This window comes from Micromonospora maris AB-18-032 (genome assembly GCF_000204155.1).
Classification (GTDB): domain Bacteria; phylum Actinomycetota; class Actinomycetes; order Mycobacteriales; family Micromonosporaceae; genus Micromonospora; species Micromonospora gifhornensis.
Window position 1 is genome coordinate 465,893 of the sequence record NC_015434.1, and the last position, 24,128, is coordinate 490,020.

Below are 24,128 nucleotides of genomic sequence, written 5' to 3' on the forward strand. Positions count from 1 at the left end.
GAGGAGTGTCACCATGGGGTGTCGGTGCTCCTGTCCGGTTCGGGCCACTCCGAACGGGTGGCGGGGGGCGTGTGACGGGGACGCGGTGTGCTGAGGGCCTGGAGCGTCTCGGCCCGGTCCGTCGCCGGTCGCGGCTGGGCGACGGCCACGTCGTCGGGTGCTCCGGGTGCCGCGTTCGCCCCGGTGCGGCGCCGTCCGGCGGTGGTCACCACCGTGGCCAGGGCGGTGGTCAGCGGTACGGCGGCGATCAGCCCGAGCGTGGCCACCACGCTGCGGACGATCTCCTGGGCGAGGAACTCGCTTGTCACGATCTGACCCAGCGCGCGGGAGTCGGCGGTGAGCAGGAGCAGCAGCGGCAGCGACGCGCCGGCGTACGCCAGCACGATGGTGTTCACCACCGAGGCGATGTGCGCCCGGCCCACCCGGGTCGCCGAGCGGTACAACTCGCGGCGGGACATGTTCGGGTTGGCGTGCGCCAACTCGGTGACCGCTGCGGCCTGGGTGACCGTGACGTCGTCCAGGACGCCCAGTGACCCGATGATGATGCCGGCCAGCAGCAGGCCGTGCAGGTCGACGTCGCCCCGGAACATCGACAGGGTGGTGGCGTCCTCGCTGCCGAAGCCGGTCAGGTGGGTCGCGTTGGTGGCGGCCAGGCCGAGCAACCCGGTGAGTACGAGCGCGCCGAGGGTGCCGAGTACGGCGACCGAGGTCTGCGCGGACACCCCGTGCGTCAGGTACAGCACCACGAACATGATCAACGCGGCGCCGACGATGGCGACCACCAGCGGCGGCTGACCGGCGCTGATGCCGGGCAGCACGAAGGTGAGCAGGATGGCGAAGCTGGCCGCCAGGCCGGCCAGGGCGGCCAGCCCACGCAGTCGTCCGAAGGCGACGATGGCGGCGGCGAAGAGCACCCCCAGCCAGATCAGTGGCGTACCGCGCTGGTGCTCGGCGATGTTGTAGGTGCTGATCGCCGGGTCCTCCGGGTCGATCAACGAGACCAGGATGACATCGTCGTCGACGCTGACCGAGGGTGCGCCCGGCCCGGCCGGGATGGGGGTGTCCACGTGCTGGCCGGCGTCCGGGCCGTCCTGTACCCGTACCGTGACAGTGCCGCACGGGCCACCGGCCGTCGTCGGGGTGCCCTCCGGCACCGCGGGGTTGGGCGGGCAGGGTTCGGTCACCACCCGGGTGACCGTGCCGTGGTACCGGGGCAGGTCGTCGCCGGCCTCCGGGCGGGGGGCGTCGCGGGGCCAGAGCACCAGCGCGGCGACCAGCGTGGCGAGGAAGAGGGGGACCACCGTCACGATGAGGATCCGCCGCACCCCGGGTGGGGTGGGCGGAGCGGCACGGCTGTGATCGGCGCCCATTCGATAGTCTCCCAACGATTTCTTCAGCGGAGTACGTGTCGGCGGGCGAGTCGGTTCAGCCCGACCGTACGACTCTCGCGGTGGGCGGCCGAGGCGGCCGGAACGTGGCGGAGCCGCTGCGTACGGTGAGTGCCGGGGCGGCCGTCGTCGTCGCCGGGCAGCGGCGGCGGTGCGGGTGCGCGTCCGGCGGCGCGGTGGGCCGGAAGGCGCGGATGTCGGCAGGCCATCGTGTGCGAATGGTAGCCAGCCCAGGAACGGATCGCAGGACGCGTGGGGTTCGTCGGCGGTTCGTGAGCCCGGGCGGTGGTCGACGGGTGGGCCGGAGAGTGGGTCAGCCGCGCTTCATCAGACGGCCGACGGCGGCCATCATCTCGGTGGCCATCTCGTCGGCGCGGCCCTCGGCGGCCCCCTCGTGCATGCAGTGCCGGGCGTGCCCGTCGAGCAGGCCGAGGGCGACCTTGTCGAGTGCGGCCTGGATGGCGGAGATCTGGGTGAGCACGTCGATGCAGTAGCGATCCTCGTCGACCATCTTCTCGACGCCGCGCACCTGGCCCTCGACGCGGCGCAGCCGGGCGAGCAGTTGGTCCTTGCTGGCGGTGTAGCCGCGGATCGGCGTCGGTGTGGTCATGAGCACGAGGATAGCCTACCCCCAGGGGGTATGCTACGGTCGCGTTGGAGATACCCCCCTCGGGTATGTTCGTGGCACCGGTCGCCCCTCGGCCGGGCCAGGCGGAAAAGGAGAAGCCCCATGGTCACCACGACCTACCAGGTGCAGGGCATGACCTGCGGACACTGCGTCGGCGCGGTCAGCAACCAGGTCGGTGCGCTGCCCGGCGTGACCGACGTGACGGTCGACCTGCCCGCCGGCCGGGTCACCGTCACCAGCGAGCAGCCGCTCGACGAGAACGCGGTACGCGCGGCCGTCGACGAGGCCGGATACGAACTGCTCGGCGCCTGAGACGACCGGCGGCGGAAACCGAGGTGCAACGATGAACACAGCGACGAAGCTCACCGGCTTCGCGCTCGGCCTCGCGGCGGTGTTCGGTGCGGCGTACGGGGTCGGCCAGGTGACCGGCCCCGCCGCCCCGGTCGTCGCCGACGGCCATGACGCGGGCCCGCACGGCACCGCCGCACCCGGGCAGGAGACGGGCGGGCACGACGCATCGGGAGCCGCCGGGCACCTGCCCGGCGGGCTGCTCGTCTCCGACCGGGGCTACACCCTGGTTCCGGTCGCCGCCCCCGAGGGTGAGTTCGCCTTCCGGGTCAGCGGGCCCGACGGCAAGCCGGTGACCCGGTACGAGGTGACGCACGACAAGCCGATGCACCTGATCGTCGCCCGGCGTGACCTCTCCGGCTTTCAGCACGTGCACCCGGAGTTGGCCGCCGACGGCACCTGGCGGGTCGCCTCGCCGGTGAACTCACCCGGGGTGTGGCGGGCGTTCGCCGACTTCACCCCGACCGGCGGCGAGCCGCTGACCCTCGGGGTCGACGTGACCGTGCCCGGCGAGTTGACCGAGCGACCCCTGTCCGCCCCGGCCAGCAGCAGCACGGTCCACGGCTACACCGTCGACTTCCACGGCACACCCCAGCCGGGCGGCAACACCACCCTGACCTTCACCGTCAGCCGTGACGGGGTGCCGGTCCGCGATCTCGAACCGTACCTGGGGGCGTACGGCCACCTGGTCGCACTACGCCAGGGGGACCTGGCCTACCTGCACGTGCACCCCGAGGGCGGGCCGGGCGACGGGTCGACGGCACCCGGGCCACAGGTGCGCTTCGCCGCCGAGTTCCCCTCGGCCGGGGCGTACCGGCTCTATCTCGACTTCCGACACGACGGGGTGGTACGCACCGCCGAGTTCACCGTGCACGTCGGTGACCCGGGTGCCATCCCCAGCCCGGAGGGCGTCATCGCCGACGAGCACGGCACCCCCGGACACGAGCACAACTGACGGGACCAGCGATGAACACCAGCAGACCGCTGCCCACCGCGACCGGCCGGATCGAGCTGTCGATCGGCGGGATGACCTGCGCCTCCTGCGCCGCGCGCATCGAGAAGAAGCTGAACCGGCTGGACGGCGTGCAGGCCAGTGTCAACTACGCCACCGAGAAGGCGACCATCTCCTACGACGCGCCGGTCACCCCGGACGACCTGATCGCCACGGTGGAGCAGACCGGCTACCGGGCCAGCCTGCCCGCGCCGGCCACCGCACCGGCGACCACCGACGAGCCGGTGGACGAGTTGCGCAGCCTGCGTACCCGACTGTGGGTATCCGTGGCGCTGACCGTGCCGGTGATCGCGTTGGCCATGGTGCCGGCCTGGCAGTTCACCTACTGGCAGTGGCTGTCGCTGGTGCTGGCCGCCCCGGTCGTGGTCTACGGCGGGCTGCCGTTCCACCGGGCCGCCCTGGTGAACCTGCGGCACGGTGCCGCGACCATGGACACCCTGGTCTCGGTGGGCACCCTGGCCGCCTTCGGCTGGTCGGTGTGGGCGCTGTTCCTCGGCACCGCCGGTACGCCGGGCATGACCCACCCGTTCAGCTTCGACATCGGCCGTACCGACGGTGCCGGCAACATCTACCTGGAGGCGGCGGCCGGGGTGACCGCGTTCATCCTCGCCGGCCGGTACTTCGAGGCTCGCTCCAAGCGCACCGCCGGGGCGGCCCTGCGCGCCCTGCTCGAACTCGGTGCCAAGGACGTCTCCGTGCTCCGCCACGGCGTGGAGACCCGCATCCCGGTCGAGCAACTCGCGGTGGGGGACCGGTTCGTGGTGCGGCCCGGCGAGAAGATCGCCACCGACGGGACGGTGGACGAGGGTTCCTCGGCGGTCGACGCCAGCCTGGTCACCGGTGAGTCGGTGCCGGTGGAGGTCGGGGTGGGTGACGCAGTGGTCGGCGGGTGCGTCAACGCCGGCGGCCGGCTGGTGGTCACCGCCACCCGGGTCGGTGCCGACACCCAACTGGCCCAGATGGCCCGACTGGTCGAGCAGGCGCAGTCCGGTAAGGCCGCCGCCCAGCGGCTCGCCGACCGCATCTCCGGGATCTTCGTACCGATCGTGCTGCTGCTGGCGGCCGGCACGCTGGGCTGGTGGCTGGGCTCCGGCGCCGGGCCGACCGCCGCGTTCACCGCCGCGGTGGCGGTGCTGATCATCGCCTGCCCGTGCGCCCTGGGCCTGGCCACGCCGACCGCGCTGCTGGTCGGCACGGGGCGCGGCGCGCAGCTCGGCGTGCTGATCAAGGGACCGGAGATGCTGGAGTCCACCAGGCGGGTGGACACCGTGGTGCTGGACAAGACCGGCACCGTCACCACCGGCCGGATGACCCTGCTGGAGGTGATCCCGGGCGCGGGCGAGCGGCGCGACGAGACCCTCCGGACGGCCGCCGCGTTGGAGGCCGGCTCGGAGCACCCGGTGGCCCGGGCGGTGGTGGCCGGTGCCGCCGAGGTCGGCGAGTTGCCACCGGTCACCGGCTTCGCGAACGTCGCCGGGCTGGGCGTCAGCGGCACCGTGGAAGGTCGTGAGGTGCTGCTCGGTCGGCCCCGGCTGTTGCGCGAGCGCGGTCTGGTCGTACCTGACGATCTGGCGCGGGCGGCCACCGACGCGCAGGCGGCGGGCCGTACGGCGGTGCTTGTCGGTTGGGCGGGCCGGGCCCGTGCCGTGCTCGCGGTGGCCGACCAGGTCAAACCGACAAGCCGGGAGGCGGTACGCCGACTGCGGGATCTCGGCCTGACCCCGGTGCTGCTCACCGGCGACAACGCCACCGTCGCCGCGGCGGTGGCCGCCGAGGTGGGCATCGACGAGGTGATCGCGGAGGTGCTGCCGGCGGAGAAGGTCGACGTGGTCTCCCGGCTCCAGGCCGAGGGACGGGTGGTGGCGATGGTCGGTGACGGCGTCAACGACGCGGCGGCGCTCGCCCAGGCCGACCTCGGACTGGCCATGGGCACCGGCACCGACGCGGCGATCGAGGCGTCCGACCTGACCCTGGTCCGGGACGACCTGCTGGCCGCCGTGGACGCCATCCGGCTCGCCCGTCGCACCCTGGGCACCATCAAGGGCAACCTGTTCTGGGCCTTCGCGTACAACGTGGCGGCGCTTCCGCTGGCCGCCGCCGGCCTGCTCAACCCGATGATCGCCGGGGCGGCGATGGCCTTCTCGTCGGTTTTCGTGGTGGCCAACAGCCTGCGGCTACGACGGTTTCGTCCGGTTACCTGACTCGGTGATTCGCCGGGGCTCGGCTGGGTACTTGATGGATGTAGCTACCGAACGAGCCACGGAGGCTGACATGGGTGTCGAGGACAAGTTCAACAACAGCGCCGAGAACACCACCGGCAAGGTCAAGGAGGGTGTCGGCCGGGCCACCGACAACGAGCAGCTGGAGGCTGAGGGCCGCGCCGATCAGACCCGCGCCAACATCAAGCAGGCCGGCGAGAAGATCAAGGACGCGTTCCGGAGCTGAGCTGCTGATCCCCCGAACCGCCGGGCCGGCGCTCGCCGCCCGGCGGTTCGCTCTGTGCCACGGCGGTCAGGCCAGGTGGCTGACCAGCGGTGAGCCGGAGGGTGAAGCCGTCGGCGTCACGGTGATAGGTGACGTGGTTGCACGACTGGTAGGTGATCCACAGGCCCAACCCACCCGGCCTGCCGTCGGCGGGGGGCAGCAGACCCGCGTAGGGATCGTCCGGCCCCTTGCCGGTGTCGCTGACGGTGGCCACGATGCGGTCCGGTGCCGTCCACAGGCGCAGCCGGACGGGAGGAGAGCCGTGCCGAAGCCCGTTGGTCACGGTTTCGCTGACCGCGATGACGAAGTCGTCGAGATCCTCCGCTGACAACTGCCCCGGACCGGCCTGGTGCACCGCCGAGCGGGCCTGCGCGGCGGTCGGGTCGGTCAGTTGGAGCAACGGCGGGTACGCCTGGATCGGGTCGGGCGGCGCCGGCCGGTTCTGCCGCAGGAAGGACTCCGGGGCGAGGTAGTCCGGGCTGGGCAGATGCCGCTGCCTGGCGGTGGCGATGTGCGGGTGGGTGGCGGCGACATCGGCCAGCACGTCGGGAGGCGTGATCCGGGTGTCGTACGCACACATGCTCCACAGCGGCCAGTCGTCGTACGCGCGGTTGATCGCCGCTTCGTACCGGGCCCACCAGTCCCAGGTCGACCCGAGTGAGGGCGGCGGCACCTCGCCGATGATCCGGATCTGATCCGCGCCGCCGGCCGTCAGGTCGGCGAGGAGTTTGCGGTACATCCGGATGGCGGCGGTCGGTCGGGCGTACACCTCGGCACCGGTGAGGAACTCCACCCCGCTGTCGGCCGGCAACGCCGAGCGGACCAGGCCGCCGGTGCGCTCGCCGAGCGCCACGAAGGTCGGCTCGCCGGCAGTGACCCCGTCGAGCAGGAACGGCACCGCGACCGCGAGCAGCTCGTCGTCCGAGGCGTAGCACAGGGCCTCGTGGAAGTATCCGGATTCGGCGGCGGCGGGACCCGTCCTCACCGGGTCACCTCCATACTCAGGCCGGGCAGATCCAGCAGGGCGGCGAGCCGTACGGTGCCGGCGGAGCAGCCGCGCAACACCAGCCTCGCCTCCCGTTGCTGGGCGTACTCACTCAGGTGGACCAGCGTACGGTGATCGAGAAAGCGAAGCCCACTTGCATCCAGTATCAACTCATCGTCGACCGGGCGCAGCTCGGAATGTTCCAGCGCGGCGCGGAACAGATCGTGGCTGGCCGGGTCGAGTTCCCCGACGAGCACGGCGTGACCCGGGTGGGCCGTCGGCGCGTACAACCGGAACAGCAGGTCGGTGACGTTGTGCTCCGGGTGCAGACAGGCCAGCTCGGCGACCGCCCGATCACCCAACGTCGGCCGGTGGTACCCGCACATGGCCCGGAACGCCTCGCCGCGCATCATCCGGTTGATCTGCTGCTCGTAGCGGGCGAACATCGCCCGCTGAGCGGGCGTACGAACCAGCTCCGTGCAGGCCGCGGCCACCCGCAGGCCGCTGTACCCGGCGGCGAGCGCCGCCCGGATGGCCATCTGGTACGCCGACACCTGGCCGGCCGGGTCGATCACCTGCCCGCCGGAGTAGGCCGCGTCGAGGGTGAGCACCTCGGCGGCACCGGAGGACAACGCGTCGGCGAACAGGTCCAGGTCGCGCCATCGGTCCCGGACCGGTCCGGGCGAGCCGGCGACGACGTACCAGACCTGCTCGCCCGCAGCGAGGCCGGAGCGCAGGAAGTCCTCCGCCCGCGTGGTGAAGCCGGCGGGATCGTCGTAGGCCCAGCACAGATGCCCGTACGGTAGGGCCTGCCCACTCACGTCACGCGCCTCATCGTCGCAGTGTACGGCTGCTCCGCCCAATCGACTGCGTCAATGTCGGACGGCCGGGAACCAACCCGCCGCGTCGAGCGACCAATACGGCGATGACAGCCGCGACCGACGAGACAACCGGGTACGCGTTCGCCGCGGGCCGGGGCGACCAAGCCGCCGCCGCGGCGTTCGTCCGCGCCACGCAGCACGACGTACACCGGTTTTTGGCGCACCTGCCCGGTGTGCGCGACGTCGACGACCTGGTCCAGGAGACGTACCTGCGGGCCTGGCGCGCCCTGCCGTCGTTCGCCGGCCGGTCCACGGCACGGACCTGGCTGCTCGCCATCGCCCGCCGGGTCGCCGTCGACCAGGTGCGGGCCGCCGCCGCCCGCCCCCGCACCGCCAACCTCGCCGACTGGCAGGCCGCCGCCGAGGCAACCTCGGCCGGGGTCCGGGCCGGGGTGGACGACGAGGTGGTCCTCTACCGAATGCTCGACGGCCTCACCTCCGACCGCAGGGAGGCGTTCGTCGCCACTCAACTGCTCGGACTGTCGTACGCCGAAGCCGCGCAGGTGTGCGACGTGCCGGTCGGCACCATCCGGTCGAGGGTGGCGCGGGCCCGGGAAGACCTGGTCGCGGCCATGCGCCCGGCCACCCGCCGGCGCGGCGCCCACCCCGACGCCGTCGGCTGAGCCGCCTCCTGCCGACCGCTGCAACACTTCCCGTTGTCCTCAGCCGGGGAGCAGATATGTGTCGTGCCCCCTTTGCTCTGCTTCAACCCACGCAACGGGCGGCTCGGGCCGGGCCGGTCAGGCGGCGTGGCGGGAGGCTTGCTGGGGGCCGTGGTGGGCCTGGGCCTGGGTCGGGTGGTGGGCCTGGGCTGAGTAGGGCGGCAGGAGGCGGAGGGTGGCGGGCTCGTCGGTCTCGTCGAGGCGCAGTCGCCAACGGGACCGCTCCGGACGCTGCCGGTCGTTCGGGTCGCCTGGTTGCCGCACGCTGCGCGCCAGGAGCACGGTGATCAGATAGCCGACCACCAGGAAGCCGTGGCTGACCAGGCGTTCCACGGCGACCTGGGAGGCGACGAGGTCGTTGATCGACAACAGGACGAGCGTCGCCACGAAGGCGCTGAGCATCGGCAGCAGACCGGAGGGGCGGGTCCGGCGCAGCGCGACGAAGAGGAAGCCAGCCCCGACGGCCACGTTCCAGGCGGCGGACTCGTGCCACAGGTGTTGCCCGTTGGCGTGCACGTGCTGGGTCACCTCGGCCCGGCCGACCTGGGCCAGTCCGAGGACCAGCTGCACCGCGCCGAGCAGGCCGAGTGCGGCCCGCAACGCGGTGACCGCGGTGATCCGTCCGGCGAACGCGGCGAACCAGCGCTGACGCCGCAGGGCGGCGATCGGCGTACGGGCGCGGCGGCGAGGCGGCGGTGCAGCGCTGAGGATGGCCTCGGTCAGATCCGGCAGCGCGGACACCACCTGGGTACGCGCCCGCCGGGTCACGGTGGCGGCCCGGCTGTACCAGCCCTCGCAGGCCGTGCAGGTCTCCAGGTGCCCGTCGGCCGCACGCTCCTCGTCCGGCGTCGCCTCACCGTCCAACTGTGCCGACAGAATCTCCCGCCACTGCTCGCACCCCATGTACCGATAGTCGCTCGTCAGGTCGGCGTGGTTCCCGGCGGGGCGGCCCGGTGCCTGGTCAGCGGCCACCTCGGTCGGCCCACTCGTGCAGCGCGTCCCGGTCGCCGGCCGCGTCGAGGTTGAGTGCCGCCTCGATCAGGGCGAGATGCGTGAACGCCTGCGGGTAGTTGCCCAGGGCGGTGCCGTCGGCGGCGAGCTGCTCGGCGTACAGGCCCAGCGGGCCGGCGTACGCGCTGAGCTGGTCGAAGAGCTTGCGAGCCTCGTCGCGTTGACCGGCCAGGACCAGCGCCGAGACCAGCTCGAACGAGCAGAGCAGGAAGGCGCCCTCCTCCCCGGGCAGCCCGTCGTCGGCCCGGTAGCGCCGCAGCAGCGCAGGGCCGATCTCCAACTCCTGCCGCATCCGGTCGATGGTGGCGAGCATCCGGGGGTCGTCGCCGGGCAGGAAACCGACAAGCGGCATCCGCAGCAACGAGGCGTCCAGCTCGGTCGACCCGTACGTCATCACGAAGCTGCCGACCTGCGGGTTGAAACCGCGTTCCAGGACCTCGGCGTGCACCGCGTCGCGGGCCGTGCGCCACCGCTGCACGTCGGCGGTCCGGTCGTCGAGCAACTCGGCCAGACGGATGCCCCGGTCCAGGCAGACCCAGGTCATCACCTTCGCGTTGACGTAGTGCTGGCGCGGGCCGCGTACCTCCCAGATGCCGTGATCCGGTTCGTGCCAGCGGTCGGCCATCACGTCGACGTGCTTGCGCAGCAACGCCCACTGCTCGCCGGTCAGGTCGCCGGTGAGCTGCTGGTACACCAGCGCGGCATCCAGTATGTGACCGTACGTGTCGAACTGCACCTGTTCGGCGGCCTCGTTGCCGATCCGTACCGGCCGGGAGCCCGCGTACCCCTCCAGATGCGGCAGCTCCTGCTCCTCGGCGGTGCTGCCGAGGATGTCGACGAGCGGGGTGAGCAGGTCACCGGTGCAGACGGAGATCAGGAAGTGCAGATACCGCTGGCCTTCCTCGGCGTGCCCGAGCCGGAACAGGGCGAGCAGCAGCAGCGCCGCGTCCCGATGCCAGGCGTACCGGTAGTCCCAGTTGCGGACCCCGCCGATCTCCTCCGGCAGGCTGGTGGTGGGCGCGGCGATCAGTGCCCCGGTCTCGTCGAAGGAGAGCCCCCGCAGCACCAGCGCGCTGTGCCGGACGGCGTCGGAGCCGAAGCCGGTGTAGTCGCTGCGCGCCGACCACGTCTGCCAGGTCCGGCAGGTACGCGCCAGCAACTCGTCCGGGTCGACGAAGTCGGTGGCATCGTCGTCGTAGCCGACCAGCAACGCCACAGTCGTACCGGCGGACAGCTCCGCCTCGATCCGCAGTTCCCCGCCGCCCGCCTCGGCGGGCAGGTCACCGCCGACCCACAGATCGGTGCCGACGGCCCGCCAGCGGCGGCCCGCCCGCTCCCAGGTGACGTCGCGGGCCCCGTACCCGACCCGGGGCACCACCCGCATGGCCAGCTGGATCGTGCCGTGCTCGACGGTCACCCGGCGCACCAGCATCTTGTCGGCGCGCAGCGGCTGGGCGCCCTCGCCGGGCGCCACCGCCAGGAAGTCCTGCACCACCGCCGACCCCTGCGGGGTCGACCAGCGACTTTCCAGCACGAGGGTGTCCGGCAGATACCGCCGGGTCGGCTCGGCGCAGCCGGCCACGGTCAGTTCGAGGACACCGCCGCGGTTGCGGTCCAGCAGGCGGGCGAAGACCGCGTCACCGGCGAAGTGCGGCACGCAGAACCATTCGACCGCGCCGTCGGCGGCGACCAGCGCGGCGGTGTGGGTGTCGGAGAGAAAGGCGTACGAGTCGATGGGGGGATAGGTCATCGCAGCTCCGGTGGGGACGTAGGTGCCTCTACGACTACCCCGGGAGGCGCGGGGTAAGCGCCTGCGCGTAGGTGAAGGGAGAGGTGCGGTGTCCCGTCCGTTCGTGAACTGGTCCGGCAGCCTCTCCTTCACTCCGGCCGAGCGCGTCGAACCGGCCGACGAGGACGAGGTGCGGGAGGTGATCCTGCGTGCCCGTGAGTCGGGCCGCACCGTGCGGCCGGTGGGTTCCGGACACTCGTCGAGCCCACTGGTGCGTACCGACGGCATCCTGCTCAGCCTGGACGAGATGGTGGGGGTGGTCGACCAGGCCGACGAGCGGGCCACCGTCCGGGGCGGCACCCGGCTCAAGGCGCTCGGCGAGGGTCTCTACGAGGCCGGGCTGGCGATGGACAACCTCGGCGACGTCGACTACCAGTCGATCGCCGGCGCCACCGCGACCGGCACCCACGGCACCGGTCTCGGCTTCGGCAACCTGTCCACCCAGGTGACCGAGGTCCGGCTGGTCACCGGCACCGGCGAGACACTCGACATCTCGGCGAAGTCCAACCCCGACCTGCTGCCCGCCGCCCGGCTGTCGCTGGGCGCGCTGGGTGTGGTCACCCAGTTGACGCTCGACGTGCAGTCCCGCTACGAGTTGCATCGACGGGCCTGGTGCGCGCCGGTCGACTGGACCCTGGACCACCTGGCCGAGTTGCAGCACACCAACCGCAACATGGACTTCTACTGGTATCCGCGCAGCGACCTGACCCAGGTCCGGACCATGAACCGGGCCGACGAGGCACCGGACGATCATCGGTGGGCGACGCGGCAGATGTTGGAGGCCGGCCCCGAGGGTCAGTTTCGGGATGTCGACGTGGGGCCGACCCACCAGACCATCCCGCAGAACCGGGAACTGCGCTTCGAGGAAATCGAGTACATGCTGCCCTCGGAGGCGTTCCCGGCCTGCTTCGCCGAGGTGCGGCGGCGCATCCTGGCCCGGCACCGCCGCTACGTGGGTTGGCGGGTGCTGGTCCGTACGATCGCCGCCGACGACATCTGGCTGAGCAATGCGTACGGCCGTCCCACCACCACCATCGCCTGCCTGCAGAACACCACCCTGCCGTACGAGGACTACTTCCGGGACATGGAATCGGTCTTCCGGCACTACGGTGGTCGGCCACACTGGGGCAAGAAGCACTGGATGACCGCGCCGGACCTGCGCCCGCTGCTGCCCCGGTGGGACGACTTCCAGGCGGTACGTCGTCGCCTCGACCCGGACGGCGTGTTCCTCACCCCCGATCTGGCCCGGCTGCTGGAGGAGACCTGATGACGCAGCTCGGGGCGCGGGTGTGGGTGGTGCCGGGCGGTCGCATCCCGTTCGGCGGCACCGGCCCGGAGCCCGAATACACCAGCTTCGACCAGTTGTGCGTGCTCAACACGGGCGACGCCGAGGCGGACCTGCGGCTGGACTTCTACTACGAGGACACCGAGCCGGTCGGGCCGTACCGGCTGGTCGTCGGCGCGCGGCGGATCCGGCACGTACGGGTCAACGACCTGATCGACCCGGAGGCCGTCCGCCTCGACCGCCCGTACGGCTGCGTGCTCCGCTCCCCGGTGCCGGTGGTGGCGCAGTTCCTGCGGCAGGACACCCGCCGGCCCGGCACGGTGGCACTCGCCACCACGATTGCCTACCCCGTCGACTAGCCCACCGCCGGGTGCGTCCGCCCCCGGATCAACCTGCGCCGCAGTTCGTCGGCCCCCCACACGACGACGGGGAAGACCAGTAGCAGCGCCAGGGCCGGTGCCGGTGGTGGCCGCGTACCGAAGACCTCCGGCAACGGCGGCAGGGCCACGATGACGGCGGCGACGGCGAGTTCGAAGGCGATGCCCCACAGCAGCAGGCGGTTGGAGAACACACCGACGGCCCGCAGCGGAGCGCGTTCGGTACGGGCCGCGAACGCGGTGCCGATCTGGCAGGCCACGATGCCGAGGAAGGTCATCGTGGTGGCCTGGAGATAGGTCTCGTGCAGCGCGGTGCCCGGCCCGGTCGGCGCGCCCGGGGTCCAGCCGCCGGCGAGCAGGACGGCGAAGAAGCCCGCCATCACCAGTACGGCGGAGACGAGCCCGAGGAACGCCCAGGCCCGTAGCAGCATCTGCCGGTCGATGACCCGTTCGGTACGCCGTCGGGGCGGGCGGTTCATCAATCCCGGCTCGGCCGGCTCCCGACCCAGCGCCAGGGCTGGCAGCGTCTCCGTGCCCAGGTCGATGGCGAGGATCTGGAGCACGGTCAACGGCAGCGGCACCGCCCCGGCGGAGAGCGCGAAGATCAGGAACGGGACGACCTCGGGCGTGGTGTGGGCGAGGATGTAGAGGATGAACTTGCGGACGTTGGCGTAGACCCGCCGGCCGGCCCCGACGGCGGCCACGATGGTGGCGAAGTTGTCGTCGGTGAGCACCATCGTCGCGGCTTCCCGGGTCACGTCCGTCCCGGAACGTCCCATCGCCACCCCGATGTCGGCTCGGCGCAGGGCCGGCGCGTCGTTGACCCCGTCGCCGGTCATCGCCACGATCTGGCCGTCGGCGCGCAGTGCCTCGGCGATGTGCAGCTTGGCCTCGGGCGACACCCGGGCGAAGATCACTTCGCGTTGCTCGGCGAGCAGGTCCCGCAGCGCCTGGGGAGTCATCCGGTCGAGATCCGCGCCGGTCAGCACCGTCGGATCGCCCCGGGTGATCCCGACCTGCCGGGCCACGGCGGTCGCGGTCAACCCGTGGTCGCCGGTGACCATGATGATCCGGATGCCCGCGGTGTGGCACTTGGCCACCGCGTCCGGCACCGCTGCCCGGGGTGGATCCACCATGGCGACGAAGCCGAGGAAGGTCAGCTCCCGCTCGGTCGTGTCCCGATCCCCGGGCGGCCCGGTCAACCGGCGTCGTGCCAGGGCGAGGACGCGGCGGCCCTGCCGAGCCTGCCCGGTCACCGCTTCGGCCAGCTCGGCCCGCGCCTGCTCGGTCAGTGGCCGGTCGTCGCCGTCGGCACCGATGATCCGGGTGCAACGGCGCAGCACCTCCTCCGGCGCACCCTTGGTGTGCAGCCACAGATCCGCCCCGACGGCGTCGACGGTGGACATCAGCCGCAGTCTCGGATCGAAGTGGAACTGGCTCTGCCGCCGGCTGCCGGCCGGCTGCCGGATCTTCGCGGCGAAGTGCAGCAGCGCGGTCTCGGTCGGGTCGCCCACGTCGGCGTCCGGACGCAGTTCGGCGTTGTTGCAGGCGGCCGCCGTGGCGGCCAGAGCGGACAGCGCGGGACCGGGCGACGGCACCGGGTTGGGCAGCGGATCCAGCAACTCGTCGGCGGCGCGTACGGCGGTCACCCGCATCCGGTTCTCGGTGATGGTGCCGGTCTTGTCGGTGCAGATGACGGTGGTGGAGCCGAGGGTCTCCACGGCACTGAGCCGCTTGACCACCGCACCCAGCCGGGCGAGTCCGCGTACGCCGACGGCCAGCGCCAACGTGATGGTGGGCAGCAGTCCCTCAGGCACGTTCGCGACCAGCAACCCGATCGCGAACGTGAACGCGTCGGAGATCGGCATACCGGCGGCCAGCACCCCGATCGGGAAGAAGACCACACCGGCACCGATCGCCACCGCCGCGATCAGCCAGGCCACCCGACGTACCTGCCGTTCGAGCGGGCTCTCCTCCCGACCGACCCGCTGGGACAGGGCGGCGATCCGGCCCAGCTCGGTACGCATCCCGGTCGCGTAGATCATCCCGCGTGCCTCGTCCGACAGGCAGGACGTACCACTGAACACCAGGTTGCCGGCCTCGGTAAGGCTCTCGGCCGGACCTGTCGCGTCGGCGCTGCGGTAGGCGGGCTGCGACTCGCCGGTCAGGGCGGACAGGTCGACCTCGACACCGCCGTCGAGCAGCCGGGCGTCGGCGCTGATCCGATCTCCCTCGCCGATGGCGATGACGTCACCCGGAACCAGTTCCCCGGCGGGAACCTCCTGCCAGTTGCCGTCTCGCAAGGCCCGCGCCTGCTGGGGGAGGTACCGGGTCAGTGCCTCGACCGCCCGCTCGGCCTGCCGTTCCTGCACCGAGGCGAACACCGCGTTGACCGCGATGACCGCCAGGATCGCCGCGCCCAGCACGGCGGTACCGGCCACCCAGGCGAGGATCGCGGCCACCCACAACAGCAGGGCGAGGGGATGGATCAGCTGCCGCCCGAGTTCCCGCCACCAACTTCGTCTGCGGGTTCGGCGCAGCTCGTTGCGGCCGTACTCGGCGAGCCGTTGGCGGGCCTGGTCGGTGGTCAGCCCGTGTTCGCTCGCGTCGAGCCGGTGCAGCAGGTCGGGCAGCGGCGACTGCGGGTCCACGGCCAGCTCACCCCGCACCGGAGCCTCCTCGCCCAGCTCAGCGGGCCGCCGTCTACCCGCCTCCGGCCCGGACAAACCAGGCGGTCAGGCCCAGAGCGCCTCGGCCAGGGTGACGCCGAGGAACGCGGCACCGAGCGCGGCGGCGACACTGATCACGGCGTTGGCCAGGGCGTACCGGCGGGCGTCCGTCTCGACGAGGCGGATCGTCTCGTAGCCGAAGGTCGAGTAGGTGGTCAGCGCCCCGCACAGCCCGCTGCCGAGCAGGGCGGCCAGGGAACCGGGCACCGCGCCGGCTCCCGCGCCCCCGATCAGCACCCCGAGGATCAACGAGCCCAGCACGTTGACGGTGAGGGTGCCCCACGGGAACGTCGAGCCGTGCCGGGCCTGCACCGCCCGGTCGAGCAGGTAGCGCAGCGGTGCGCCGACGGCCGCGCCGAGCGCCACGAGCAGCACTGTCACCCGCTGCTCCGCAGGCGTCGCATGCCGGTCGCCAGCCGGGTGAGCGTGAGGCCGACCCGGACGGCGGCGAGCGCGGCGACCAGGGTGCCGGCCAGGTACAGCAGCGCGGTGCGTGCCGCACCGACCGCCACCGCCTGCTGCACCTCCACCGCGTACGTGGAGAAGGTGGTGTATCCGCCGAGCACCCCGACGCCGAGGAAGGGCCGGACCAGTCGAGGGGCAGCCCACACCTCGGTGATCAACACCATCAGTACGCCGATGAGCAGGCAGCCCGAGACGTTTACCGCGAAGGTGGCCCACGGAAACCCGGTGGGGGGATGTGGAAACGCCACCGTCAAGCCGTGCCGCAGGACGGCACCGATCATGCCGCCGAGGGCGATCGCCGCCAGCAGGCTGGCGGTGCCGCCGCGCAACTCGGCACGCTGGCGGGGGACGCGGAGGTCGACGTCCGGATCGACGGGTGGCTGCTCGGGCGGCACGGTCACCACCTCCTCAACGGGGGACGAGAATAGCTCCGGCAACTCATCGCCGCCCGGGCGACGCGCAGTAGGGTGCGCGGGTGACCGTGCTGCGTTCCGTCGTGCTGTTCGTGCTGGCCGCCATCGCCGAGATCGGTGGGGCGTGGCTGGTGTGGCAGGGCTGGCGTGAGCATCGCGGGTTGTGGTTCGTGGCTGCCGGGGTGCTCGCGCTCGGCGCGTACGGGTTCGTCGCCACCTTCCAGCCCGACCCGAACTTCGGGCGCATCCTGGCCGCGTACGGCGGGGTCTTCGTCGCCGGTTCGCTGGCCTGGGGGATGGTCTTCGACGGTTTCCGGCCGGACCGCTGGGACCTGACCGGAGCGGCGATCTGCCTGCTCGGGGTGGCCGTCATCATGTACGCCCCGCGCGGCGCCTGACTCTCGCCCGAGCAATTTCTCGAAAAAGTTGGGCCGTGGTGTCGAATCCCGGTCTTCCCGTTCGAGCTTCCTGGTAGCGGGGCCGAACGGCGCGCCCCGGACAGCGAAGGGAGCCGGGAGATGTCCCGAGGAGCCGACCCGAGGACGCGCCTGCTGCTGTTGCTCGGCCTGCTCGCCGGCCCCGGCTACGTGGTGGTGTCGCTGACCCAGGCGCTGACCCGGGAGGGGTTCGACCTCACCCGGCACGCCTGGAGCCTGCTCGCCAACGGTGACCTGGGCTGGATCCAGATGACCAACCTGATCATCACCGGCCTGCTGGTGATCGCGGGTGCGCTCGGCCTGCGGCGGAGACTGCGACCCGGCATCGGCAGCACCTGGCCGCCCCGGCTCCTCGCCGGCTACGGCCTCAGCATGATCGCCGCAGGGATCTTCCGCGCCGATCCGGCCCTCGGCTTCCCCGCCGGCACCCCGGCTGACACCGGCACCATGAGCTGGCACGGACTGCTGCACTTCGGAGCGGGAGCGATCGGCTTCGGCTGCCTCGTCGCCGCGTGCCTCGGCCTGGCTCGCCGCTTCGCCGCTGATCGGCGGCGCGGTTGGGCGGTCCTGTCGCGTACCACAGGGGTGTTGTTCCTGGCCGGGTTCGTCGCGATGGCCGCCGGCGGCGGGCGCGTCGCCGCGAACCTGGCGTTCACCGCCGCCATGCTGCTGGCCTGGGCCTGGCTGTCGTCGACGATGTGGCACCACCGCAGCAGCACGACCCACTGAAGTCCGTCAAAGAGGAGATCGACATGCGGTACCTGGCACTGCTCAAGGCCATCCAGCCCGACACCCCGGCCCCACCGGAGCTGATGGCAGCGATCATGAAGCTCGGCGAGGAGGCCACCAGCGCCGGCGTCCTCCTCGACCAGGGCGGGCTGCTGCCGAGCGCAGCCGGCTGGCGGGTCGACGTCTCGGGCGGGAAGCTGGCCGTCACCGACGGGCCGTTCACCGAGGCCAAGGAGATCATCAGCTACGCGGTCTACGAGGTACGCGATCGGGAGGAGGCAGTGGAGTGGACGTCGCGGTTCATGAAGCTGCACCGGGACATGTGGCCCGGCTGGTCGGGTGAGACCGAGGTGCGCAAGGTGTTCGGGCCGGAGGACTTCCCGCCGGCAGCCTGACTTCGATGGTGGAATCGGTACCGTGACGGCTACCGATTCCACAATCGACGACGCGAGGCGGGCCACCCACCGGGCGGTCGAGGCGGTCTGGCGGATCGAGTCGGCCCGGCTGATCGCCCGCCTGGCCCGCCTCGTCTCCGACGTCGGGCTGGCCGAGGAGTTGGCCCAGGACGCGCTGGTCGTGGCCCTGGAACGGTGGCCGCAGACCGGCGTGCCGGAGAATCCCGGCCCCTGGCTGCTGGCCACCGCCAAGCATCGGGCCATCGACCGGCTGCGCCGCCAGGAACGGTACGCGCGCAAGCTCGCCCTGTTCACCCGGGACGTACAGATCCGACAGGAGTACGCGGAGGCCGACCGGGACGCAGAGTTGGACGACCACATCGGCGACGACCTGCTGCGGCTGGTCTTCACCGCCGCCCATCCGGTGCTCTCCGGCGAGGCCAAGGTCGCGCTGACGTTGCGGCTGCTCGGCGGCCTGACCACCCCGGAGATCGCCCGGGCGTTCCTGGTCCCCGAATCCACCGCCGCCCAACGCATCGTCCGGGCGAAACGGGCCCTAGCTGCGGCGAACGTGCAGTTCGAACTGCCCACCCGCGCGGAGCTGCCGGAGCGGCTCGCGGCGGTGCTGGAGGTCATCTACCTGATCTTCAACGAGGGGTACGCGGCGACCAGCGGCCCGGACTGGGCGCGCCCGGAGCTGTGCCATGAAGCGCTGCGACTGGGGCGACTGCTCGCCGGGCTGCTTCCCGCCGAGCCCGAGGTGCACGGCCTGCTGGCCCTGATGGAACTCCAGGCCTCCCGGCTGCGCGCCCGGGTCGACGCCGCCGGGCAGCCGGTGCCCCTGCTCGACCAGGACCGCCGGTCGTGGGACCGGCTGCTGATCCGGCGCGGACTGGACGGGCTGGCCCGCGCCGAGGCGCTGGGCATCGGCAGCTACACCCTCCAGGCCGCCATCGCGGCCTGCCATGCCCGGGCAACCCGCGCCGAGCAGACCGACTGGCCCCGCATCGTGGCCCTGTACGAGGTCCTCGCCCACCTCCAGCCGACCCCGGTGGTGCTGCTCAACCGGGCCGCCGCGGTGGGTCTGGCGGGTGATCCGAAGCGGGGCCTGTCACTCGTCGACGAGCTGGCGCAGGAACGGTCCCTGCGTGACTACCCGCAACTGCCCGCGGTGCGCGGTGAACTGCTGGCCCGGCTGGGCCACACCGGGCCCGCCCGTGACGAGTTCCTCCGGGCCGCCGAACTCACCCGCAACGACGGCGAACGGGGGTTGTTCCGACGCCGCGCCGACGGACTGGCCGGCTGACCGGTGCGCGGCACGCTCGGTGTACTGGGCACACCGACGCGCGCACGGTCACGCCGGTGTGCGCACTACGCCGCGCTGTCACCGGAGCGGCGGCGGCGCAGCAGGACGACCACCGCGCCGATCGCCAGGGCGGCCAGTACGGCGGCGCCGGTCAGCAGCGCGGCCGTACCCGCACCGCCACCGGAGGAGTCGCTCGCGGCGGGGCTGGCGGGCGCGACCGAGGTCTGCTCGGCGGTCGGGCTGGGGCTCTCCGCCGGCTCGGTCGCCTCCGGGCTGGGGCTCGGGCTGGGGCTCGGTTCGGCGGTGGCGCTCGGGTCGGCCACGGTGAACTTGTACGAGCCCTGCACCGGGTGCCCGTCGTTGGAGACCACCCGGTACGCCACCGTGTAGACGCCGTTGGGCAGAGTCGACTCGATGGTCACGGTGGCCTTCGTGCCGTCCACCTCCGGCTCGCTGGTGGCCACCGGCTGCTTGTCGGCATCGCTGAGCGTGACCGTGGTGAACGACGGGTTCAGCTTCTGGAGGAAGTCCAGGGTGACCTTGGTCGGTGCCTTGGTCAGCTCGGCGTCCTGCGCCGGCGTCGCCTTGCGCAGCACGTTGTGCGCGTAGGCCGGGGAAGCCGGCGTGGCCAGCAGAGCGGTGGCGGCCAGCAGGGCGGCGGCCAGGCCCAGGGCGGACAGGTGGCGGAGTCGGGTGCGCATGATGACGATTCTCCTCCTCAACCGAGCAGCTGCTGGCCGACCCAGCCGCCCTCGGGACAACCGGGCGGAATGGCGAAGACGGCGGAGCCGATCGGGGTGGTCCATTCGTTGAGCAGGTCCCGCTCGGCGAGCCGCTGCTGGATGGGCAGGAACTGTCGGGTGATGTCGGCCTGGTACGAGGCGAAGATCAACCCGCTGTCGGCGGTGCCGTCGGCCGCCGGCACCCCGTCGTAGTTGTAGGGGCGGCGCAGGATCCGGAACCGGTCGTCGCTGACATGGGCCCGGGTCAGGTGGGAGAAGTCCGGAATCACGGTCAGCCCGTCGGGGCCGACGGCGGCGAAGTCCGGCTCGTCGTGTTCGGCCGCGCCGGTCAGCGGGGCGCCGGTGTCCAACCGCCGGCCGACGCTGAACTCCCGGTCGGTACGGCCGAGCAGGTCCCAGGTCTCCAGGTTCATGCTGATCCGCCGGAGCACCAGGGTGGTGCCGTCGCGCAGCCAGTCCGGCCCGTCGGGGATCCACACGGCCGTCTCCAGCGGCCCACCAGGCTTCGGATTGGCGGTGCCGTCGAGTTGGCCGAAGAGGTTGCGCTGGGTCCGGCCCGGCTCGGCCCCGGCGGCTCGCCGGAAGCCCTGCTGCACCCACCGCACGGTGGCGAAGGGGCGGCTGTCCTTGACCAGGACCCGCTGGGCGTGGGCGACCGTGATCGGGTCGTCGGCACAGATCTGCACCAGCAGGTCCCCACCGGACCAGCGCGGCTGCAACCGGTCGATCGAGAACGACGGCAGGTCGACCACCGACGGTGGCCGGCGCTCGTCGAGGCCGGCCGCGGCGAACAGGCCGGGACCGAAGCCGAACGTGACGGTCAGCCGGGCCGGCAGCAGTCCCAGCTCCGGTTCGGTGTCGGCAAGCGCCGGCCGCCCCTGGGTGAGGCGGGCGGCGTCATCGGAGAGCAGGCGCATCATCCGGCCGAGCGCGGCGCGGTCGGTGCCGGGACGCAGGGTGAAGGCGACGAACGCCGCGTGCGCCTGCGGTTCGGTGGCGACACCGGACTGGCGTACGCCGTGGAACGGCTCAATCGCCTCGCCGACGGTCGCCACCGGCACCTGCGCGGGCGTTGCGGCGGTGTCCTCGCTGCGGCCGGCGGCGACCGCGACGGCACCGACAAGCGTGCCACCGGCGGCCAACGCACCGCCGGTGAGCAGACCGCGCCGGCTCACCGGCGATTTCGCCGAGGTCATGGTGTCGGGCTGTGGCTGGCCGACGGGGCGTGCGACGGCTCACCGTGCGGTGCGTGCGAGGGCTCACCGTGACCGGGGGCGTAGCTCTCCTGAGCGCCGGTGAACGGCTTCGCCACGGCGGTGAACGTCTGGGTGCGGCCGTCGGCGAAGGTGAGGGTGAAGCTGACCTCGTCACCGGCCCGTACCGGTTGGGCGAGGTTCATCAGCATCAGGTGGTCGCCGCCGGGTTCCAGCCGGTACTCGCTCCGGGCCTTGACCACCACACCGCCCTCCTTGGCCTGCATGACCATCTGCCCGTCGCGCATGGTCATCTCGTGCACCTCCATCGGCGAGACGGAGGAGGTCGCGCCGGTGATGGTGACATCGGTGTCGGTGTCGTTGACAAGCGTGACGAACGCCCCGGTCATCCCCGCGTCGGCCGCCTTGACCCACGGATCCTGGACGGTCAGCACACCGTCCGCCGCAGCCGGGTTGGCGGAGGGGACGGCGGTGGCCGACGGGGTGGGGGCCGCAGTCGAGTCGTCGTCGGAGGAGCCGCAGCCGGCGAACAGGCCGGCGAGAAGAACCCCGGTGAAGAGTACGGCCGGGCGGGTGAACCGACCCGAGGTGGCGCTGAACATAGGTTTCCTCTCGGCGGGCGACGTCGTGAAGTTGGTCGCCCGTGATCACCCACTAGTTCCAGCGACTCCGAAAGTGCGGTTGCCCGACCACCACGGGTGCCGGGGCGGTCCGCAGTCCGGCCTGCATCACGAAGATGGACCGCCGCGCCACCGCGTCACCTCGGGAGTCGAGCTGGTAGCCCTCCAGCCAGATCCACCCGTCGTAGGTGGCCCAGTCCAGCACACGGATCACGCGGAACAAGATCGGCCGGATGAACTGCACACTGGCCTCAGGCCCGACCCGGAGTAGGTCACCGGCACGGGGTGTGGTCACGCCAGCCAGCCGAGGAATCTGCGGTGCAGCGACCCGGCCGGAGCCCATCCCATGTCCTGACAGGCAGCCACCATGCACGAGCCCATGTAGAGCGCCAGGGACACGGGGGCCTCGTCGTACTCGGCTTGCAACTCCTGACGGCGGGTGCGGCAAGGCCAGGGAGCACCACACCCCGCACAGGTCCAGACCGGCAGCACAGGGCCGTGTGTGGTCATCGGTTCTCACCTGGCCAGTGACCACCGCTGATCGGCACCCGGTGCTGTAATCGGCAGGGGAGATCCCGTCCGCATCGGCAGGTCATCCGTTTGAGGATGTGGTTCCATGCCGGTCGGTGCCGTCGCCCGAGGGTCAGAGCAGCGCCAGCCAGATACTCCCCGTATGAGACGAATCGCGTCACGTACCCATGGCATCACGAAGGGTTGCACGAAGGCAACCCCCAGGGGCGTTGCCTGATGCAGTTCCCCTAAGGGCAACCCCCAAGGGTCATAGCGTCAGGTCGTGGATCTGCTCGGACTGGATGAGATCCGTGATCTGCTTGGCGGGATCAGCAAGCAGCGCGCCACGATCATCGTGGGCCGCAAGGGATTCCCTGACCCGGTTGTCACGTTGAAGATGGGCCGCGTCTGGGACGGCAAGGCCGTCCGGGCTTGGATCGCCGAGAACCGGCCCACCCCAACCGACGAGGACTGACAGCCCCAGAACGCAGAGCGCCTGGTAGGAAGACCGCCGGGGGTGTGAGGCGCTGAGCGAGAGCAGTCGACGCGCCCTTGTCCGTCCCGATCCTGCTGATCGAGCAGCTCCGTGCGGGGGGGCGGCGGCCTATTGTGCGAGGTGCCGGGTCGACGCCGTGTTCGTCGACCCGGAGGATTGGGGTGGACTCGACACGGGTTATTCGAGGACCAGGATTCCATGTACTTGGTTTGCGAGGCGCTTTCGGCGGCTGCCGACGAAGGTGCTATCCACACCGCCGGGCAGCGCTCCGCGTTGGTGACCTCAGCGCCCCTGAGATGGCTCCCGAGGTCGGGTGGGCCGGGTAGCCCCTCGGACCGGGCCCGTCAAGATAGCAAGGTGACCGCGCTCGTGGACTGGCTCGCCCGCCGACCGACCCTTCGGCTCGCGGGTAGCGTGAACGTCGTCAGCACCGCAAAGACCTGCACCCGACTGCGTACCACCCTGGCCGCCGCCGGCGTGCTCGCGGTGCTGCTCGTGACCGGCTGCGCCGACGACCGAGCCGAACCACCGGTGGCCGGCGACGGGATCGGCGGCGAGTTGACCGTGTTCGCTGCTGCCTCGCTGACCGAGTCGTTCACCCGGATCGGTCAGGACTTCCAGGCCGCCAACGGGGTGCGGGTGACGTTCAGCTTCGCCGGCAGTTCCACGCTGGCCGCCCAGATCAACCAGGGTGCTCCCGCCGACGTCTTCGCCGCCGCCGCGCCGGCTCCCATGGCCACCGTCGTCGACGCCGGCAACGCCGCCGAGGAGCCGGTCACCTTCGTACGCAATCAGCTTGTCATCGCCGTACCCAAGGGCAATCCGGACGGGGTGACCAGCCTGCGCGATCTCACCGGGCCGGACCGGAAGGTGGCGCTCTGCGCCGAGCAGGTGCCCTGCGGGGCGGCGGCGCGCGCCGCGCTGGACGCCGCCGGGGTCGCCCTCACCCCGGTCACCCTGGAGCAGGACGTGAAGGCCGCCCTGGCCAAGGTACGGCTGGGGGAGGTCGACGCCGCGCTGGTCTACCGCACCGACGCTCGGGCCGCTGCCGCCGACATCGACGGTGTGGAGTTCCCCGAGTCGGTCGAGGCGATCAACGACTATCCGATCGTGGTGCTGACCGAGGCCACCAACCCGGCCGCTGCCCGTGCCTTCGTCGAGTACGTACGCGCCGATCCCGGTCGCGCGGTACTCACCTCCGCCGGTTTCCAGGTGCCGTAG

28 protein-coding genes are annotated in these 24,128 nt (G+C 71.9%); 13 read left to right on the top strand and 15 right to left on the bottom strand.

What is annotated here, in order from left to right:
• Positions 1 to 8: 8 nt before the first annotated feature.
• From VAB18032_RS02240 to VAB18032_RS02245, 3 genes are all read right to left on the bottom strand, one after another.
• Positions 9 to 1,370 (bottom strand): YibE/F family protein, encoded by a 1,362-nt coding sequence (locus VAB18032_RS02240; RefSeq protein ID WP_013731147.1) that lies wholly within the window; start codon positions 1,368 to 1,370, stop codon positions 9 to 11.
• Between the two features lie 23 nt (positions 1,371 to 1,393).
• Positions 1,394 to 1,597 carry a hypothetical protein gene (locus tag VAB18032_RS31425; RefSeq protein WP_126711737.1) on the bottom strand — a complete coding sequence of 68 codons (204 nt, stop codon included), beginning with the start codon at positions 1,595 to 1,597 and terminating at the stop codon, positions 1,394 to 1,396.
• Between the two features lie 104 nt (positions 1,598 to 1,701).
• Complete coding sequence (locus tag VAB18032_RS02245; RefSeq protein ID WP_043719477.1) at positions 1,702 to 1,998, bottom strand: metal-sensitive transcriptional regulator; 297 nt, start codon at positions 1,996 to 1,998, stop codon at positions 1,702 to 1,704.
• Between the two features lie 120 nt (positions 1,999 to 2,118).
• Between VAB18032_RS02245 and VAB18032_RS02250 the strand changes: the two genes are divergently transcribed.
• From VAB18032_RS02250 to VAB18032_RS02265, 4 genes are all read left to right on the top strand, one after another.
• A complete protein-coding gene (locus tag VAB18032_RS02250) occupies positions 2,119 to 2,328 on the top strand; it encodes a heavy-metal-associated domain-containing protein (RefSeq protein WP_013731149.1) in 210 nt (69 codons plus the stop codon).
• A 31-nt stretch (positions 2,329 to 2,359) separates the two neighbouring features.
• A complete protein-coding gene (locus VAB18032_RS02255) occupies positions 2,360 to 3,319 on the top strand; it encodes a hypothetical protein (RefSeq protein ID WP_013731150.1) in 960 nt (319 codons plus the stop codon).
• An 11-nt stretch (positions 3,320 to 3,330) separates the two neighbouring features.
• On the top strand, positions 3,331 to 5,577 hold the full coding sequence (locus VAB18032_RS02260; RefSeq protein WP_013731151.1) for a heavy metal translocating P-type ATPase: 2,247 nt from the start codon (positions 3,331 to 3,333) through the stop codon (positions 5,575 to 5,577).
• Between the two features lie 70 nt (positions 5,578 to 5,647).
• Positions 5,648 to 5,821, top strand: a complete 174-nt coding sequence (locus tag VAB18032_RS02265; RefSeq protein WP_013731152.1) for a CsbD family protein — start codon at positions 5,648 to 5,650, stop codon at positions 5,819 to 5,821.
• On the opposite strand, the gene VAB18032_RS02270 is transcribed toward VAB18032_RS02265, so the two are convergent.
• The 3 genes from VAB18032_RS02270 to VAB18032_RS33635 are packed head-to-tail and all read right to left on the bottom strand — an operon-like array spanning position 5,799 to position 7,859.
• Entirely contained in the window at positions 5,799 to 6,845 is a 1,047-nt protein-coding gene (locus tag VAB18032_RS02270; protein ID WP_013731153.1) for a sensor histidine kinase, read from the bottom strand. The genes VAB18032_RS02265 and VAB18032_RS02270 overlap by 23 nt on opposite strands.
• Positions 6,842 to 7,666: an MEDS domain-containing protein gene (locus tag VAB18032_RS02275; RefSeq protein ID WP_013731154.1), complete on the bottom strand. Its 825-nt coding sequence runs from the start codon at positions 7,664 to 7,666 to the stop codon at positions 6,842 to 6,844. Before VAB18032_RS02275 ends, VAB18032_RS02270 begins: the two co-directional genes overlap by 4 nt.
• Positions 7,667 to 7,676: 10 nt before the next feature.
• Positions 7,677 to 7,859, bottom strand: coding sequence for a hypothetical protein (locus VAB18032_RS33635; RefSeq protein ID WP_483308177.1), 183 nt, complete (start codon positions 7,857 to 7,859; stop codon positions 7,677 to 7,679).
• On the opposite strand from VAB18032_RS33635, the gene VAB18032_RS02280 reads away from it, so the two are divergent.
• Positions 7,771 to 8,349 carry a sigma-70 family RNA polymerase sigma factor gene (locus VAB18032_RS02280; protein ID WP_013731155.1) on the top strand — a complete coding sequence of 193 codons (579 nt, stop codon included), beginning with the start codon at positions 7,771 to 7,773 and terminating at the stop codon, positions 8,347 to 8,349. The two genes, VAB18032_RS33635 and VAB18032_RS02280, sit on opposite strands and share 89 nt — an antisense overlap.
• A 117-nt stretch (positions 8,350 to 8,466) precedes the next feature.
• On the opposite strand, the gene VAB18032_RS02285 is transcribed toward VAB18032_RS02280, so the two are convergent.
• Together VAB18032_RS02285 and VAB18032_RS02290 are read right to left on the bottom strand one after the other, a co-directional pair.
• Complete coding sequence (locus VAB18032_RS02285; protein WP_081476235.1) at positions 8,467 to 9,291, bottom strand: zf-HC2 domain-containing protein; 825 nt, start codon at positions 9,289 to 9,291, stop codon at positions 8,467 to 8,469.
• A 58-nt stretch (positions 9,292 to 9,349) separates the two neighbouring features.
• Positions 9,350 to 11,149 (bottom strand): glycoside hydrolase family 15 protein, encoded by a 1,800-nt coding sequence (locus VAB18032_RS02290; protein WP_013731157.1) that lies wholly within the window; start codon positions 11,147 to 11,149, stop codon positions 9,350 to 9,352.
• Between the two features lie 88 nt (positions 11,150 to 11,237).
• On the opposite strand from VAB18032_RS02290, the gene VAB18032_RS02295 reads away from it, so the two are divergent.
• Together VAB18032_RS02295 and VAB18032_RS02300 are read left to right on the top strand one after the other, a co-directional pair.
• Positions 11,238 to 12,455, top strand: a complete 1,218-nt coding sequence (locus tag VAB18032_RS02295; protein ID WP_013731158.1) for a D-arabinono-1,4-lactone oxidase — start codon at positions 11,238 to 11,240, stop codon at positions 12,453 to 12,455.
• The gene (locus VAB18032_RS02300) at positions 12,455 to 12,832 is read left to right on the top strand and encodes a sensory rhodopsin transducer (RefSeq protein ID WP_013731159.1); all 378 of its coding nucleotides are present in this window, start codon (positions 12,455 to 12,457) and stop codon (positions 12,830 to 12,832) included. The genes VAB18032_RS02295 and VAB18032_RS02300 overlap by 1 nt, the downstream gene beginning before the upstream one ends.
• On the opposite strand, the gene VAB18032_RS02305 is transcribed toward VAB18032_RS02300, so the two are convergent.
• The 3 genes from VAB18032_RS02305 to crcB (VAB18032_RS02315) form a co-directional block, all read right to left on the bottom strand.
• Positions 12,829 to 15,519: a cation-translocating P-type ATPase gene (locus tag VAB18032_RS02305; protein ID WP_013731160.1), complete on the bottom strand. Its 2,691-nt coding sequence runs from the start codon at positions 15,517 to 15,519 to the stop codon at positions 12,829 to 12,831. The two genes, VAB18032_RS02300 and VAB18032_RS02305, sit on opposite strands and share 4 nt — an antisense overlap.
• 66 nt (positions 15,520 to 15,585) lie before the next feature.
• Positions 15,586 to 15,960, bottom strand: a complete 375-nt coding sequence (gene crcB, locus VAB18032_RS02310) for a fluoride efflux transporter CrcB (RefSeq protein WP_013731161.1) — start codon at positions 15,958 to 15,960, stop codon at positions 15,586 to 15,588.
• Entirely contained in the window at positions 15,957 to 16,445 is a 489-nt protein-coding gene (gene crcB / locus VAB18032_RS02315) for a fluoride efflux transporter CrcB (RefSeq protein ID WP_013731162.1), read from the bottom strand. The genes crcB (VAB18032_RS02310) and crcB (VAB18032_RS02315) overlap by 4 nt, the downstream gene beginning before the upstream one ends.
• A gap of 74 nt (positions 16,446 to 16,519) precedes the next feature.
• Between crcB (VAB18032_RS02315) and VAB18032_RS02320 the strand changes: the two genes are divergently transcribed.
• The 4 genes from VAB18032_RS02320 (at position 16,520) to VAB18032_RS02335 (ending at position 19,324) form a co-directional block, all read left to right on the top strand.
• Positions 16,520 to 16,855 (top strand): YnfA family protein, encoded by a 336-nt coding sequence (locus VAB18032_RS02320; protein ID WP_013731163.1) that lies wholly within the window; start codon positions 16,520 to 16,522, stop codon positions 16,853 to 16,855.
• Between the two features lie 120 nt (positions 16,856 to 16,975).
• A complete protein-coding gene (locus VAB18032_RS02325) occupies positions 16,976 to 17,623 on the top strand; it encodes a DUF998 domain-containing protein (protein WP_013731164.1) in 648 nt (215 codons plus the stop codon).
• 23 nt (positions 17,624 to 17,646) lie between these two features.
• A complete protein-coding gene (locus VAB18032_RS02330; protein ID WP_043722716.1) occupies positions 17,647 to 18,018 on the top strand; it encodes a YciI family protein in 372 nt (123 codons plus the stop codon).
• A gap of 22 nt (positions 18,019 to 18,040) precedes the next feature.
• Positions 18,041 to 19,324, top strand: a complete 1,284-nt coding sequence (locus VAB18032_RS02335; protein WP_013731166.1) for an RNA polymerase sigma factor — start codon at positions 18,041 to 18,043, stop codon at positions 19,322 to 19,324.
• Between the two features lie 65 nt (positions 19,325 to 19,389).
• Here the strand turns inward: VAB18032_RS02335 and VAB18032_RS02340 are convergent, their stop codons facing one another.
• From VAB18032_RS02340 to VAB18032_RS02355, 4 genes are read right to left on the bottom strand one after another with little or no spacing between them, the layout of a single operon-like run.
• Positions 19,390 to 20,025: a copper resistance CopC family protein gene (locus VAB18032_RS02340; protein ID WP_013731167.1), complete on the bottom strand. Its 636-nt coding sequence runs from the start codon at positions 20,023 to 20,025 to the stop codon at positions 19,390 to 19,392.
• 17 nt (positions 20,026 to 20,042) lie between these two features.
• Positions 20,043 to 21,263: a Dyp-type peroxidase gene (locus tag VAB18032_RS02345; protein WP_043719482.1), complete on the bottom strand. Its 1,221-nt coding sequence runs from the start codon at positions 21,261 to 21,263 to the stop codon at positions 20,043 to 20,045.
• Positions 21,260 to 21,883, bottom strand: coding sequence for a copper chaperone PCu(A)C (locus tag VAB18032_RS02350; RefSeq protein WP_013731169.1), 624 nt, complete (start codon positions 21,881 to 21,883; stop codon positions 21,260 to 21,262). The genes VAB18032_RS02345 and VAB18032_RS02350 overlap by 4 nt, the downstream gene beginning before the upstream one ends.
• A 52-nt stretch (positions 21,884 to 21,935) precedes the next feature.
• On the bottom strand, positions 21,936 to 22,196 hold the full coding sequence (locus VAB18032_RS02355) for a hypothetical protein (RefSeq protein WP_013731170.1): 261 nt from the start codon (positions 22,194 to 22,196) through the stop codon (positions 21,936 to 21,938).
• Between the two features lie 498 nt (positions 22,197 to 22,694).
• On the opposite strand from VAB18032_RS02355, the gene VAB18032_RS02365 reads away from it, so the two are divergent.
• Together VAB18032_RS02365 and modA are read left to right on the top strand one after the other, a co-directional pair.
• Complete coding sequence (locus VAB18032_RS02365) at positions 22,695 to 22,886, top strand: hypothetical protein (RefSeq protein WP_013731172.1); 192 nt, start codon at positions 22,695 to 22,697, stop codon at positions 22,884 to 22,886.
• Positions 22,887 to 23,321: 435 nt separating this feature from the next.
• Positions 23,322 to 24,128, top strand: a complete 807-nt coding sequence (gene modA / locus VAB18032_RS02370) for a molybdate ABC transporter substrate-binding protein (RefSeq protein ID WP_415877992.1) — start codon at positions 23,322 to 23,324, stop codon at positions 24,126 to 24,128.